The sequence below is a fragment of the Nocardia grenadensis genome (assembly GCF_050942415.1).
In the GTDB taxonomy this organism is placed as follows: domain Bacteria; phylum Actinomycetota; class Actinomycetes; order Mycobacteriales; family Mycobacteriaceae; genus Nocardia; species Nocardia grenadensis.
In genome coordinates this window covers 6,012,288-6,025,011 of sequence record NZ_CP192054.1, presented here as the reverse complement: position 1 = coordinate 6,025,011, position 12,724 = coordinate 6,012,288, and the positions used below count along the sequence as shown (strand labels likewise).

General features: G+C 66.5%; 17 protein-coding genes. 12 read left to right on the top strand and 5 right to left on the bottom strand.

Annotated elements, in window-relative coordinates; genetic code table 11:
- Positions 1–188 precede the first annotated feature (188 nt).
- The 3 genes from ACQPYS_RS27555 to ACQPYS_RS27545 are packed head-to-tail and all read right to left on the bottom strand — an operon-like array spanning position 189 to position 1,812.
- Positions 189–1,112 (bottom strand): NAD-dependent epimerase/dehydratase family protein, encoded by a 924-nt coding sequence (locus tag ACQPYS_RS27555; protein ID WP_433491225.1) that lies wholly within the window; start codon positions 1,110–1,112, stop codon positions 189–191.
- Entirely contained in the window at positions 1,109–1,450 is a 342-nt protein-coding gene (locus tag ACQPYS_RS27550; protein ID WP_433491224.1) for a hypothetical protein, read from the bottom strand. The genes ACQPYS_RS27555 and ACQPYS_RS27550 overlap by 4 nt, the downstream gene beginning before the upstream one ends.
- Complete coding sequence (locus ACQPYS_RS27545) at positions 1,447–1,812, bottom strand: hypothetical protein (RefSeq protein WP_431939211.1); 366 nt, start codon at positions 1,810–1,812, stop codon at positions 1,447–1,449. The genes ACQPYS_RS27550 and ACQPYS_RS27545 overlap by 4 nt, the downstream gene beginning before the upstream one ends.
- A 317-nt stretch (positions 1,813–2,129) precedes the next feature.
- Here ACQPYS_RS27545 and ACQPYS_RS27540 point away from each other — a divergent pair, with 317 nt between their 5' ends.
- From ACQPYS_RS27540 to ACQPYS_RS27515, 6 genes are all read left to right on the top strand, one after another.
- The gene (locus ACQPYS_RS27540; protein ID WP_433491223.1) at positions 2,130–3,026 is read left to right on the top strand and encodes a helix-turn-helix domain-containing protein; all 897 of its coding nucleotides are present in this window, start codon (positions 2,130–2,132) and stop codon (positions 3,024–3,026) included.
- On the top strand, positions 3,023–3,232 hold the full coding sequence (locus ACQPYS_RS27535; RefSeq protein ID WP_431939209.1) for a DUF397 domain-containing protein: 210 nt from the start codon (positions 3,023–3,025) through the stop codon (positions 3,230–3,232). Before ACQPYS_RS27540 ends, ACQPYS_RS27535 begins: the two co-directional genes overlap by 4 nt.
- Before the next feature lie 236 nt (positions 3,233–3,468).
- Positions 3,469–3,990 (top strand): DUF3558 domain-containing protein, encoded by a 522-nt coding sequence (locus ACQPYS_RS27530; RefSeq protein ID WP_433491222.1) that lies wholly within the window; start codon positions 3,469–3,471, stop codon positions 3,988–3,990.
- Positions 3,991–4,050: 60 nt separating this feature from the next.
- Positions 4,051–4,386, top strand: a complete 336-nt coding sequence (locus ACQPYS_RS27525) for a hypothetical protein (RefSeq protein ID WP_431939207.1) — start codon at positions 4,051–4,053, stop codon at positions 4,384–4,386.
- An 11-nt stretch (positions 4,387–4,397) separates the two neighbouring features.
- Positions 4,398–5,759: a hypothetical protein gene (locus ACQPYS_RS27520; RefSeq protein ID WP_433491221.1), complete on the top strand. Its 1,362-nt coding sequence runs from the start codon at positions 4,398–4,400 to the stop codon at positions 5,757–5,759.
- A 3-nt stretch (positions 5,760–5,762) separates the two neighbouring features.
- Positions 5,763–6,572 (top strand): ESX secretion-associated protein EspG, encoded by an 810-nt coding sequence (locus tag ACQPYS_RS27515; protein WP_433491220.1) that lies wholly within the window; start codon positions 5,763–5,765, stop codon positions 6,570–6,572.
- Here the strand turns inward: ACQPYS_RS27515 and ACQPYS_RS27510 are convergent.
- Positions 6,557–7,342 (bottom strand): TetR/AcrR family transcriptional regulator, encoded by a 786-nt coding sequence (locus tag ACQPYS_RS27510; RefSeq protein WP_433491219.1) that lies wholly within the window; start codon positions 7,340–7,342, stop codon positions 6,557–6,559. The two genes, ACQPYS_RS27515 and ACQPYS_RS27510, sit on opposite strands and share 16 nt — an antisense overlap.
- A gap of 52 nt (positions 7,343–7,394) precedes the next feature.
- On the opposite strand from ACQPYS_RS27510, the gene ACQPYS_RS27505 reads away from it, so the two are divergent.
- The 3 genes from ACQPYS_RS27505 (at position 7,395) to ACQPYS_RS27495 (ending at position 9,464) form a co-directional block, all read left to right on the top strand.
- Complete coding sequence (locus tag ACQPYS_RS27505; RefSeq protein WP_433491218.1) at positions 7,395–8,318, top strand: alpha/beta hydrolase; 924 nt, start codon at positions 7,395–7,397, stop codon at positions 8,316–8,318.
- A 56-nt stretch (positions 8,319–8,374) separates the two neighbouring features.
- Positions 8,375–8,674 carry a VOC family protein gene (locus ACQPYS_RS27500; protein WP_433491217.1) on the top strand — a complete coding sequence of 100 codons (300 nt, stop codon included), beginning with the start codon at positions 8,375–8,377 and terminating at the stop codon, positions 8,672–8,674.
- A 262-nt stretch (positions 8,675–8,936) separates the two neighbouring features.
- Positions 8,937–9,464, top strand: a complete 528-nt coding sequence (locus tag ACQPYS_RS27495; RefSeq protein ID WP_433491216.1) for a DUF1990 family protein — start codon at positions 8,937–8,939, stop codon at positions 9,462–9,464.
- 86 nt (positions 9,465–9,550) lie between these two features.
- Here ACQPYS_RS27495 and ACQPYS_RS27490 read toward each other — a convergent pair whose 3' ends face one another.
- The gene (locus ACQPYS_RS27490; protein ID WP_433493146.1) at positions 9,551–10,444 is read right to left on the bottom strand and encodes an oxidoreductase; all 894 of its coding nucleotides are present in this window, start codon (positions 10,442–10,444) and stop codon (positions 9,551–9,553) included.
- 272 nt (positions 10,445–10,716) lie between these two features.
- Between ACQPYS_RS27490 and ACQPYS_RS27485 the strand changes: the two genes are divergently transcribed.
- The 3 genes from ACQPYS_RS27485 (at position 10,717) to ACQPYS_RS27475 (ending at position 12,693) form a co-directional block, all read left to right on the top strand.
- Positions 10,717–11,124 carry a hypothetical protein gene (locus ACQPYS_RS27485; RefSeq protein WP_157107315.1) on the top strand — a complete coding sequence of 136 codons (408 nt, stop codon included), beginning with the start codon at positions 10,717–10,719 and terminating at the stop codon, positions 11,122–11,124.
- Positions 11,125–11,229: 105 nt separating this feature from the next.
- The gene (locus ACQPYS_RS27480) at positions 11,230–11,553 is read left to right on the top strand and encodes a hypothetical protein (RefSeq protein WP_157107314.1); all 324 of its coding nucleotides are present in this window, start codon (positions 11,230–11,232) and stop codon (positions 11,551–11,553) included.
- 96 nt (positions 11,554–11,649) lie between these two features.
- Complete coding sequence (locus ACQPYS_RS27475) at positions 11,650–12,693, top strand: endonuclease/exonuclease/phosphatase family protein (protein WP_433491215.1); 1,044 nt, start codon at positions 11,650–11,652, stop codon at positions 12,691–12,693.
- The last annotated feature ends 31 nt before the right edge of the window (positions 12,694–12,724 follow it).

The following is a 12,724-nucleotide window of genomic DNA, read 5'->3' as shown; positions in this document are numbered from 1 at the left end:
CTCGGCCCGGGTGTTCTCGTCGGCGAGTTGGTTCAACGTCGTCGCGAGTCCGTCGAGATCTTCCGGCCGCACGGATAGATCTTCCGCCATCGTCCCCCACTTCCTCATCCTGGGCGCGATCGCCATCGGCCGGCGCTGTTCGTTCGCGGCGGTGATGTCGATCGTGCCTCGTCGAGCATCGGATGGCTTCAATCTACCTGTGCGCCCGATCGAGGCAGCCGGGCTTCCCCTACGAAGGTGCGCATCCAGTCGAGTGTGTGGTGTATGCCGGTGGCCAGATCGGTGGTCGGTCGCCAGCCGATGCTGTCCCGGGTGCGGCCGAGATTCGGTACGGCGGTGCCGGGTTCGGCGACAGACGAGGTGCATTCCAGCCAACCGGTGCCCGCGAGCGTGATGACGGTGCGGGCGAATTCGCGAACTTCCAGCATGGGGCCGGCGATATCGATCGGGCCCCGAATATCGGTCTCGAGCATCGAGACGAGAGCATCGACCGCATCGGTGATGTAGACGAACGACCGTATCGAATTATCGGGGAGGTACAGGGTCTGGGCACGTAGCGCGGCGGCGCAGATCGTCGCGGTGGCGCGCCCGTCGCCCGGCGGCAGGCCCGGCCCGTAGACCTCGAACAACCGGACGATGCCGCTATCGGTTCGTCGGTCGTGGCGCGCGGCCGTTTCGATCAGGTGGTGGCCGGTTCGGTGGGCTTCGAATGCCGCGGCTCGGCGCCTGCGCACCGGTTCGCTTTCGGGATCGGGACCGGAAGCGAGAACTATGCGGGCGTCGTGGGCCGCGGCAAGGTCGAGTGCGGCGAGAGTTCCGGTGCAGGCCGCGCGCAGGACTGCCGCGGAGTCCCGGGCGCCGGAGCCGGGGCTGCCGGGATAGGCGAGGTGCACGATATGGGTGGCCTCGTCGAGGCCGGTGAATGCGCTGAAGGCGGTGGTGTCAGTGGGCCGCAGGGCGAAGCGCGGGTGGCCGGCTATGTCGGCGATGTTCGCGGCATGCCCGGTGCTGAAGTTGTCGATTGCGGTGACGCGGTCGCCGCGGCGGAGGAGACGGCGGCACAGATGTGAGCCGAGGAAACCGGCTCCTCCGGTGACGATTACGTGGTTCACGACAGCGCTTTCTGCCGGAACGGCCGGCGGGTGGGGTCGGGGGTGATGCAGCCGTGCACGATCAGGGTCGCGAACGCGGCGCGTTTCCGCAGGCAGTCGTGTTCACGGTGGTGGCGCATGGCGTTGTGGGCGTCGTCGACGCTCAGCGGTGCTCCGGGCAGGGCGCACGTCCACGCCACCGTCGCCGGAGTGATCGAGGTCCGGTGCCGCACACGACGCGCGGGACGGACGGCGGGGCGCGGCGGTTCGGCGGGCCATACGCAACCCAGCGCGGACGCCACGGCAAAGCACACGACCGCGACGGATACGGTGGTGATCAACGCATTCCAGACACTCATCTCAGCCCACCTTTCGCCCTGGCGACAGGCGTACCGGCCGCCCACACGGTGGGCGGGCATACGGTTTCCAGCCGGTATCCGAGATCGCAGATCAGGGCGGGCCGGTCGTCCACCTGGCCGAGGTCGAAGGCGATGATCACCTCGGCCCCGAGTTCGGTGGCGAGCGCGCGAACATAGGTGAGCGGGTTCGGTTCATCGATGGGCGGGCGCACGGTGTACAGGTACCGATAGCCGGATTCCCGGGCGTGCCGCCGGATTTCGTCGGCGTGGCGCGGGGCGTGGTGGGCGGAGATATCGATGCGGACGAATCCGATGGCGGTGGGGCGGCGCTCTGATGAGCCTGGGACATGCGGGTACGGCACGGGTCCTCCCGGGTATCTCGAGAAGGGGGCGAATGGGTACGTGTCCGTACGCGACCATCCGGACGGAACGCGCGGCGCGCGAAGGTGGTCGCGACCGAACTCGGTGAAGCTCGCGAGGATCGGGTGACAGTGGGCCCGTCCGCGGTGTCACCGTTCTCCGGACCCCAGCACACCACGGGATATACGCTGGTCCAAGCCGAATCGGCCGGTACGGAACCAATCGATGCGCAGTGCCAGGACGTGATTCGAATCCGCCTCCGGTGATGATTCGATTTCGGGGTGCCCAATGATTCGTTTTCGCGAACGGAGGTAGCAGCATGACCAGTGACGAGGGGGCGGAACCATCGACCCTGCCGCGCCGGCAGCTGGGTCGGTTCCTACGGGAACACCGGGAAGCCATCGGATTGAGCCTGGCGAAGGCCGCCGCTCTGGTGGAGTTGAGCCAGGCGGCGCTACAGCGCATCGAGGCCGCCAAGACGAAAAAGGTTCGCGCGGTAGACGTGCGGGCGCTGTGCGAGCTGTACGAAGTACCGCGCGAGGAGGTGGTGCGGGCGCTGGACCTGGCGGAACAGGCGAAGGTGACATCGTGGTACACGGCGTTCGCGGGGCTTTACAGCGATCCGACATTCAACATGTACGTAGGACTCGAGGCGTCTGCGCGGAAACTGACCATTTACAACGAAATTGTTCCCGGTCTCTTGCAGACACCAGAGTATGCACGCGAGCTGATCGGTAGTTTCTATTCGGACAGTGGTGCGGAAGGCATCGATCGCCGCGTAGAACTTCGCATGAGACGTCAAGCCGTCGTTACTCGACGGGCTGCTCCGATTCATCTGGACGTGCTGCTTCACGAATCGGCGCTCCGGCGTGTGGTGGGCACCCCGCAAGTCATGGGGGCGCAACTACGTCACCTTGCAGAGGTTGGCAAACGCCCGAATATCACCATCCGAATCCACCCCTTCACTAGCGGATGTGCCAACGGTCTGTTGCACGGTCCGTTCATGCTGCTCGATTTCGGGCTGGATGAGAAAGGGAGAACGGTAGAGCCGCCGCTGGTGTACTTCGAGGGAGTTGGAAAGCCCGATCTGTATCTCGAGAGCGCCGATGACATACGACGCTACGATGAGCTTGCTTCGGTTATCCGAAGCGCAGCACACGACGAGGTGCGCTCGCGAGAACTGCTGAGGCACATTGCAAGGGAGTACGAGGCATGAAGTCGGATCTATCCGAAGCGAAGTGGTTCAAGAGCAGCTACAGCAGTGGTCAGACCGAGTGCGTCGAGGTGGCGTGGCTGCTTACCGGAGGAGTCGGCGTCCGGGATTCAAAGGACACATCCGGTCCCGCCTTGGCATTTGAGCCAGCGGCGTGGGACGTCTTCGCGAAGAGTGTCCGGGCTGGTGGGTTTGGCTCTTGGCGTTGACATGTCGCTGCTGAGACGTTCGTGCTGCTTTCGAAGTGGCCGCCGACAGTGACTCGCGGTCGGTAATGCGCGCACTTTCCTCATCGTGTGCGCAACCTACTCGTTCTCGGCAGCAATCATTGGAACCACCAGCCTCCGTGGCACGTCATACACTACGAGCGAAGTGCTGACGGCCGATGGGAGCAGTGGTGGGACGACGGACGGTGGTGGCGCCCGTAGTGGTACTGGTAGGGGCTGTGCTTGCCGTGAGCGGTTGTGCCGCAACCACCGGTGGATCGGCGGCGCCGGGGACGACGACAGCCGCCTCGGCAGCAACCGAAGTGTTGTGGGACCCTTGCACGCAGATCAGTGACGACGTGCTGCGGCAGGCGGGGGTCGACCCTTCCACGCGAGACAACACGATCTCGGGGGTAGCCGATGTCGAAGGGTGGAAGTTGTGTTCATGGCACGACAAGGCCTCTCGATGGAACTACACGCTAGGTGTGTGGTCCACCACTCACAGCATCGACGAAATAAAAGCTGATAGAAATAACGTCGAGTTCGTAGATGTAAATATATCCGGCCGACTTGGCATTCGGTTCGGAAAAGTGCACGATACCAACGATGAAGAATGTTACCTTGCGTTCCCTGCTGCCGGTCAAACGGTTGAGATATCAGCATATAAGACTTTCACAACTATGAGCACTTCTGAAAATAGAACCCCTTGTGTGATCGCATCCGATGCTGCAGAAATGCTGGCGCCTACTATTCCGGAGTGATCGAAAGGGTTTATTGCGATGTCTGTTCGTGAGGACGCAACGTTTTGGCAAAATCTCTCTATGGAAGCGAATGACGGCAAACTGTTTCTCGATCCTTCGGTGGCGAAAAGTTGCCGCACAGCGATTGATGCGCAGATAGATGTCTACCGATCGTGTCTCGACGGAATCAGCGCTATGGCGAATGTCAGTGGAATCGGCGAGTTCGAATGCGGCCAAGAGCTGGCGAAGCTGCTCGGACTGAAGGCCGTCGACTCAGCGGGCGATGGCGACCTGAGTACCGCTCTGCGGGACCATATCCGGGTACTGGAACTCATGGGTACCACGATCCAGTACTCGCTGGATCGTGTGCAGGAGCAGGACTCCAGCAACTCGCAGGATTACAACCAGGTCGGCTGAGGGGGAGCGAGATGTTCGGTTTGCCGTCGTTCGGTGAAGTGATCGTGAATCTGGGGGCCTTGGCGATGCGGGGACCGCTGGGCGCCGTGGTCGCCGGGTCCGCGGATATGGATGCCGCCGCGCAGGCGCTGGCCGCCGCGTATGGGGACCAGAGTCCCGAGGCGATCGCCGCGCGGAATCGTATTCAGGACCTCACCGACAATGGTTTCGACGGCGAATTCCATAACCCTCGAATCCCGGAACAGATGTTCGGCAATGTGCGCAGCGAGGATCTGGACGATCTGTATCGGAAAGCTCAGTCTATCGACGTCTCTGCCATGGACACCTTGCATCAGATGTGGATCGCGCGGGCCGGGAAACTCGAGACCGGGCTGAACGAGTTCGGGCCCGCTATCGGCAAAGCCATCGCCGAGTCGTGGAGCGGGGCTTCGGCCGCGGCGGCGGCCGGCGGAATCGCCGATTATGTGACGAAGGCACAGAATCTCGTGTCCGGGACCAAAATCGTGGCCGATAAGGTCGGCGTCGTGAAATCCGCGGTCGAGGTGACCAAACAGAATGTGCAGCCCGCACCCGATACCGGCTGGGCCAGCACCGTCGCCGGCTGGGTTCCGGGGCCCAGCTGGAAAATGGACAGCGACCGCACCAGCGCCGCCGAACTCGCCACCTATTCCGTGCTCGAACGCGTCTATCAGCCCGGGATCCGGGAGGGGGATACGGGACAGCCTCGTATCCCGTTGGCATACAACCCTGTTCACGAACCCGACGCTCCCGGCCCGGTTCCGCCGAGTTCGGTGCCACCCGGCTCCACCTCGACCGAGACGCAGCCTTCGACGACCTCCGACGACGGCGCCCAACCGTCCGCGACCACGCCCGGAACCAGCGAACAGGACTCGGACGAAACCCAGATCCCGTCCCCGATACAGGCGGACCCGGGCGCCACGACCGAGAGTCCGGCAGGACTCGACACGACTACCGCGTCCACCACCGGACCTGGTGTCAGCGTGCCCACCGGACCGGCCAGCCCGCTCGGTAGCCCGGCCGCCACTCCCGGCGGTCCAGGCAGTCCGGTCGGTACCTTCCCGGGCGGTCCCGGCGTCCCCGCCGCACCGATACCGGGACGTACGGTCGACGGTCCCGGAGGGGGCCGGCCCGGCGCGGCGGTCACGAGTACCGGTGCCGGCACCGCATCGGGTCGCAGTGCGACGTCTGGTGCGATGATGCCGCCCGGCTCCCGCGGTAAAGGCGAAGACGACAAGGAGAAGCAGAAGTCCGCGATAGCCGAAGCGCTGGTCACTCAGCAGCACGGTGACGAGCTGACCGGCCTCGACCCGGAACACCGCCGGAAAACCGTGCCGCCCGTCCTGGGGGAGTAGCGAGTGGATTCCACCCGCACCGCCTGGAACCTGTCGGCGCTCGAATTCACGGTGCTCTGGCATGCCATCGGCCGTGACGTGCTGCCCTATCCACTGCGCTACCGATCGGTCGAGGAAACCGCCGCTGCCTACGAGCACGCCTATAAGACCGCAGCTGCTCGGCTGCGCACTGTGTTCGACGAAGACCTCTACGGCCCGCTCCGGATACTGGTGCAACCGGAGGCGCGGATTGAGGTTGCCGGATTCGCGGGCGCGGCCCGCTCCGTATTGCCCCGCGCAGAAGCCGATGCTGCCGCTCAGGTGCGCATGCACGCGGCCGTCGCCGGCCGAGGTGCTGTACTGGTCACCCAGGACTCGACCGCCGAAACCGACCGCGGCGGCCACGTCCGGATAGCGTTCGTCTCCGCGCACACCCTCACCCGCCGTGTCCTCGCCGCCTTCCCCGATGTGCCCCGGGGCAGCGGCCCGGAGATTCGAATGGATCGAGCGGAAATCGACGCACCGGCCGACCGGCCGTTCACGGCATTCTTCGACGACACGGCCCCGCCTGCACGCGATGCCGCCCACCGCTTCTTCGAACGCCCCCGCTCAACCGTCGCCCATATCGCCGTCTACCCGGGTGGTGCCTACGATCACCGACCGGCGGCGGCCCGGGACTTCCACATCATGGACTACCCCGATGGCCGCTACCGCGTCCGTGCCACTGCCACGGTCCACGCCATCCCCACTGATACCGCTGAACTGTCCGCCCACCTGAACAGCCTGCTCGAACGCACCCTCAGCGACTACCGCGAAGATCACGAACGCTTCTGACGACGCGAAACGTTCGCCCTTTCGGATTCCGATTCGGCGGAAGCGGTGTTCCGAGCGCTTTCGGCCCGACCGCCTCCGGCCTGGCCGAGGCGCCGGGCGTTGGCCGGCGGCGGATCGCGACGACCCGCACCGCCGCGGAAATCGGCTGATCCGGTCGGCCGTCGCCAATCACGCAGCGACCGGGTCCAGAAGGCGATCACGGCCGCCAGGCACTCGTCTGTGGTTCTGCCCTCCGGCGGGTCGAGGACCGCCCCGTGGACCTGGGCTTCGACGGCCTGCACGAACAGTAGGGCGTTCAGGTCGGGGTCGGGGCCGCCGACCTCGAGGCGGCGCAGGTGGTAGGCGACTTCGGCGGCGAGACGCTCTTCGAGTTCGCGCAGCCGGGCGAGACCTTCGGGGGTGCGCGGTGATCGGTCGAACAACAACCGGTGCATCTGCGGCTGGGTACGGTGTAGGTCGGCGACCGAGGTGATCAGCCGGTGCACGGTTTCCTCGAGCGGTGGCCCCGCGCAACGCAGGGATGCGGTTTCGGTGAGCAGGGCGGCCGTGGCCTGGCGCAGGTGGCGGTCGGCGAGTGCGTAGAGCAGGGCGTCTTTGTTGGGGACGTAGTGGTAGAGCGTGCCGATCGAGACGCCCGCGAGTTCGGCGACCTTGTTGGTGGTGGTCGCCGCGTAGCCGAGCTGTTGGAAAAGTCGAGCAGCCGCGTCCAGGATCGCGTCGAAGGTGAACTCCGAGCGCTGCTGGCGCGGGGTTTTTCGTGGAGTGGACATGGGGTCCCGAAGTCGAGTTGTCAAAACCGAGGATTGCTCGAATTATTATCACATGCACAGCTCCTACCAAGCATTTCTACCCGCAGACCTCCAGCCCGACCCCGCGCTGCGGCCGGATCGGACGTGGTGGGAGTGGGGTGGCCATCGTGTGCACATCGAACGTATCGTCCGGGCCGACGCCCCGGTCCGGATATTGCTGGTGCACGGAGCCGGCGGGCACGCCGGGGCGGTGTGGCCGTTCGCGGCGTTGGCGGCCGGGCAAGGCTTCGAGGTGGTGGTGCCCGACCTTCCCGGCTACGGCCGTACGCGGGTTCCCACGCGCCGGGGTATCCGTTACCCGGATTGGGTGGACTGCCTCACCGGCCTGGTCCGGACCGAGCACGCCGCAGACCCCCGGCCGCTGGTGCTCCTGGGCGCCAGCATGGGCGGCATGCTGGCCTACGAAGCCGCGGCACGGACCGGTCTCGCCGCCGCGGTTGTGGCGACCTGCCTGATCGATCCGCGATCGCCGCAGGTGCGTAGTGCGATCGCCCGCCACCCATGGCTCGGCCGCTACGGCACACGGCTGCTCTTCCCCGCCGTCGACGACCTCCGGGTCCCGATCCGGTGGATGGCGAATATTCCGGCCATGTCCGGCAACTGGGCGCTTACCCGTCTGGTCTCCACCGATCCCCTCGGCGGTGGAGTTCGTATACCGTTGGGCTTCCTACGGACCTATCTCACCTCGGTGCCGCACGTCGAACCGGAGGACTTCACCACCTGCCCGGTGTGGCTGGTTCATCCCGGCGCCGACACCTGGACGCCACTGTCGTTGAGCGAGCTGTTCTTCGAACGTATCGCCGCCCCGAAGAAACTCACTGTGCTCGCCGGCGCCGGTCACTACCCGATCGAATCTCCCGGTATCCACCAACTGACCCGCGCCCTGGCCGAGCTTCGTGCCGAAATCACTTCTCGAGGTGCGGGCTCGAGCTCATAGGGTCGAGGTACCGCGAGTCGGTCCCCGGAGTCCCGGTGCTGCCGAGTCTGCTGCGCGTGTTTGTGCCCGACGCGGACGAGGCGATCACGAAGGCCACGGCGGCCGGCGGGCGGATCGTCACCCCGCCCGCGAACGACGCGTTCGGGCAGCGCGGTGGGCGGGTCGCTGATCCCTTCGGCAATATCTGGTGGGTGATCGCTCCCGTCGAGGAGGTCCCCGAGGACGAGATGTGGCGGCGGTTGCGGGAACCGGTGTATGCCGAAGTCATGCGGGTGGCCCAGGAGACTCTCGATGCCGAACTCAGCGGTCGGGGGCATGGGCGCAGCAGCGCGCCGATCGCTCCCGCGGTCGGCTGACCAGAGCCGGTCGCGCTGCCCGTCCGATCGAATCCGGTCGCTGCTCGCCCGGTATCTCGTTCCTGCGGTCGGCCGAGCACAACCGGTCACGCTCCCCGCTCGGTAGGTCGTTTCCGCGGTCGGGCGGTCGCGACCGTGCGCGGCCCGGGCGGCAGATCGCTCCGGTAGCAGGCCGACCGGGAGGGTTGCGCGGCTCCGGTGCGGCCGGTCGCTCCGGAGTGCCGGTCTCGCGTCGACGCCCCGCGACGACGAGGATCAGAGTATGAGCGAATCGCCGGACGGTCCCGCGTTCACCTACTCCGAGATCGGCGCGACCCGCGGTGAGCTGCCGCCGGGATACCGGCACCTACGGGTTCGTCGTCCGCTGGCTTCCGGGGAAGCCGAATTCCGGCGGTTCGGCGCGGCGGTCCTGCGCTATCGGATACAGCGCGGGCTGGGAATTCTCCGGGAAGCCGGAACACCGGTGGCCGAGCCGGGCACCGTGGTCACCGTCCGGCTCGGTATCGGCCGGTTCGGGCTGCGCGCGCCGTGCCGGGTGGTGTACGTCCTGGACGAACCGGACCGGATCGGGTTCGCCTACGGCACTCTGCCGGGACACCCGGTGAGCGGGGAAGAGCTGTTCGCCGTCGAGTACGACCGCGCCACCGGCACCGTGTACGGCGTGGTCACCGCGTTCTCCCGCCCCGCGACCCGGTACATGCGCCTGGTCGGCCCGCTGGCGGTGCCGGTGCAGCGAGCAGCCGCAGTGGCCTACCTCGAGGTGCTGCGCCGGACACCACGGGATCGATGATGCCGCGCCGTGCCTCCGGCCACCGACGGGTGGCCGCTACGGTCCGGCCGCCACGCACCGGGCACCGTGGAAGAGTCGCGTGCGGATCAGGACAATCCGAACCGGACGCCGGTGAGTTCCTCGGAGACCTCCCAGAGCCGCTGTGCCGCGCGCACATCGCTGGCCTGCGCCGACCGGCCGACGAGTGTCGGGTACCCGTGCATCTCCCCGCGACCGTCCGGCCCGACGTAGCTCGCGCCCGGCAGGTCCTGCGTCGCGGCGAAGAGCGTGGGCAGGGCTGCCTGCTCCGGAGTCTGGGCGAGATAGCGGCCGGCCAGGTGCACAACGGCGACCAGGAATTTATTGCGGTTCGCGGTACCGAGTTCGGTGGCCGCGTATCCGGGATGCGACGCCATTGCGCGCACCGTCGACCCGGCCTGCCGGAGCCGGCGTTCGAGTTCGAGAGTGAACAGCAGGTTCGCGAGTTTGGAACGGCCATAGGCCTTCACGGGACCGTAGCCACTTTTGGCGAAGTCCAGGTCGTCGAAGTCGAGGGATCCCACTCTGTGCGCACCGGAGGCCAGGTTGACGACGCGGTCGGTGATGTGGGGCAGGAGTCGATTGGTGAGCGCGAAATGACCGAGATGGTTGGTGCCGAACTGCATTTCGAAGCCGTCCGCGGTCCGGCCCTCGGGCACCATCGCGACCCCGGCGTTGTTCACCAGAATCGCGATCTCACCCGCCCACTCGTCGGCGAACTCGCGAATCGATTCCTGGTCGGCGAGATCGAGCCGCCGCACCTCGTTGCTGCCGCCGATCCGGCGTGCCGCCTCGTTACCGCGGCGGATATCGCGGACCGCGAGGACTACATGCGCGCCGGCCCGGGACAGCAGGGTGGCGGTGCCGAAGCCGACGCCGCTGTTGGCGCCGGTGACGACCACGGTGCGGCCGTCGAAGGCGGGCAGGTCGGCCGCGGTCCAGTGCGAAGAACTCATGTCCAGACGGTAGCGCGGGTGCCCGCACGGGGCCGCGGACACCGGGGAAATAGTGCGGTGCCTGCGGTTACGCCGACGGCGCTCGCCGATCCAGTGGGGACGAAATCTTCGGAAGCGCCGGATTCCGCGGGGGCGGGCGGGTAGCGTGAGGGTCGCGTTTCCGGGGTCGCGTACGCGCGGCGTATCCGGCTCGGCATTCCGCTCGTTTCCGGTCGAGCACTCTCGGCCAGGTGGTACCAGCAGTTCGTTCGATCCGTTGGCACTGGAAAGGGTCGTTGATGCATCGTTTTCGTAGGACCGCGACAATCGCCGCGTCGACCATGGGCGCACTGACGGTGGCGTTCGTGGTCACCGCACCCGCGGCACCCGCCGCGATCACCGAATTCGAATTGGCGCCGGGCAGCGGCACGGGTAGCTCGCCCGCGCCCTACGGCACCCACTGCACCTATACCGCGAAGGCCACGGCCGAACCCGGTGAGTTCGTCAGTTTCTATGACAGCCAGAAGGGTTCGTTCGATCCGCCCGGCGCCATCCGCGTCGGCGCCTCCGGCACTGTCACCGCGAAATGGACGCCGGAGGTCTCCGGTACGCACGAACTGCACGCCGTGAACCTCGGTGGCGAACAGTCTCTCCGGGTGGAGGTCGGCTCCGGCCTGAACCTCGGCTCCGCCTGCCCGGTGTTGTGACCGGCGGTGTGGGCGCCGCGGTGCGCGGCGATACCTCGTATTCCGGACCGAAAGGCAGACACAGACCTGTCGCGTGAGGCGCGGCAGCAGGCGAAAGGGGTGCTCATGGGGGATACACGTCGCGCGAGACGTTCCGGTGGCGCGGGTGCCGCCATCGAGCGGCTCGGTGCGCTCCTCGACGAGGGAACGCTGCGCAACGAATTGATGGTCGCGGCTCTGGTCCTGTCGTCGTTCACCGGTGTGCTCGGGTTGACCTCGGACGGTTTCGGCTGGAAAGCCGGGTACTGCGTGGCCGGGGCTCTGGGGGTCACGGCGTCGTTCGTGGTGGTGCGCAAGGTCCGGATGCGTCAGTGGCTGGCATTGCTGTGCCTGTCGGTGCTCAATGTGATCCTGCTGGTGGTGTACGGGAGGATGTCCGGCAGCCTGTGAGCGGCATCGGATCTGCCCGGGGGATCCGAACTGCCGTGAATCCCTTCCGTACGGAATACTGTTGGGCGTCGGCGGTGATCGGTTCGAGGAGCGCTTTTGTCGATCCGGCCGGATATGGCGCAGCTGAGGCTCAGGCTCGCCCGCGAGGTGAGTCGCGCCGTCAAAGGATTCGCCGGAGCAGCCGAAAGCGGTGTGCGGTTGTTCGGTCGGCACACCGGGGACGGACTCGGCGAATTACGGAAGGCGGACCGGGGGAAGCTGCCCGTCTTCGATGCGGATGATTCAGCGGCACCGCTGCCGGATCAACGCCTCGGTACGCCACCACCCGGAACCGATCCGCGCCGCCCCTTCCGAATGGTGACCTGGAATATCGCGGGCGGCCGACGCTCGCTGTCGTCGGATGCGTTCGACTACGACGACGTCGATCTGCCGTATTTCGCCGAGCAGTTGCGACGCCTGCGGCCGGATGTGATCAATGTGCAGGAATCCGAGATCGGCGGCGGTGAATCGATCGCCGGCAAGCTGGCCGAACTGCTGGGCATTCCCCATGTCTTCGAAACTCCGATGTGCCCGTCTCATATCAGCGAGGGCAAGACCTTGAGCCTGGCGGTGATCAGCCGGCTGCCGATCGGAGACGAACGGGCACAACAGTTGCCGATCACCAGGCTCGATCTGCGCGTGGGTGGCCGGTCCGTGCCACCCTACGACCGGTATGCACAGCGGGTCACCGTGGGCGGTATCAATGTGGTGAATCTGCATCCGACTCCGTTGGGTTTCTTCGGGCACAGTTACGAGGAAGGCGCCGGCGCCGCCCACGCGGGCGAGATCGGTTCCGCGGTGCGCGGACTGGTCGACGGACCGACGGTGGTCGCCGCGGACCTCAACACCGATCGCCCGGCCGCAGTGTATGGGGAGATCTTCGACGAAATGGGTATGAGCTCGGCACTGGACACCGATGCCAGGACCGTCCCGGGCTGGGACGGCGCACCGGACCAGATCTACTCCTCCGCGGACTTCCGGACGGTGGACCGTGGTGTGGTGGCCACCGATAGCGACCACCACCTGGTGTGGGCCGATCTCGAGGTCACCGACGCGCGCACCCTCGACGCCCTGGCGGCGGCGCGTGAGTCCGGCGGTTAGCCGGATCGTCTCCGGGGGTCCGCTGTGAAGG

What these genes read in the sequence shown, in the direction of transcription:
- ACQPYS_RS27550 (WP_433491224.1), bottom strand. Translation starts at nt 1,450, where the DNA reads ATGAGTGTCTGGAATGCGTTGATCACCACCGTATCCGTCGCGGTCGTG.
- ACQPYS_RS27540 (WP_433491223.1), top strand. Translation starts at nt 2,130, where the DNA reads ATGACCAGTGACGAGGGGGCGGAACCATCGACCCTGCCGCGCCGGCAG.
- ACQPYS_RS27535 (WP_431939209.1), top strand. Translation starts at nt 3,023, where the DNA reads ATGAAGTCGGATCTATCCGAAGCGAAGTGGTTCAAGAGCAGCTACAGC.
- ACQPYS_RS27525 (WP_431939207.1), top strand. Translation starts at nt 4,051, where the DNA reads ATGGAAGCGAATGACGGCAAACTGTTTCTCGATCCTTCGGTGGCGAAA.
- ACQPYS_RS27520 (WP_433491221.1), top strand. Translation starts at nt 4,398, where the DNA reads ATGTTCGGTTTGCCGTCGTTCGGTGAAGTGATCGTGAATCTGGGGGCC.
- ACQPYS_RS27510 (WP_433491219.1), bottom strand. Translation starts at nt 7,342, where the DNA reads ATGTCCACTCCACGAAAAACCCCGCGCCAGCAGCGCTCGGAGTTCACC.
- ACQPYS_RS27505 (WP_433491218.1), top strand. Translation starts at nt 7,395, where the DNA reads ATGCACAGCTCCTACCAAGCATTTCTACCCGCAGACCTCCAGCCCGAC.
- ACQPYS_RS27495 (WP_433491216.1), top strand. Translation starts at nt 8,937, where the DNA reads ATGAGCGAATCGCCGGACGGTCCCGCGTTCACCTACTCCGAGATCGGC.
- ACQPYS_RS27485 (WP_157107315.1), top strand. Translation starts at nt 10,717, where the DNA reads ATGCATCGTTTTCGTAGGACCGCGACAATCGCCGCGTCGACCATGGGC.
- ACQPYS_RS27480 (WP_157107314.1), top strand. Translation starts at nt 11,230, where the DNA reads ATGGGGGATACACGTCGCGCGAGACGTTCCGGTGGCGCGGGTGCCGCC.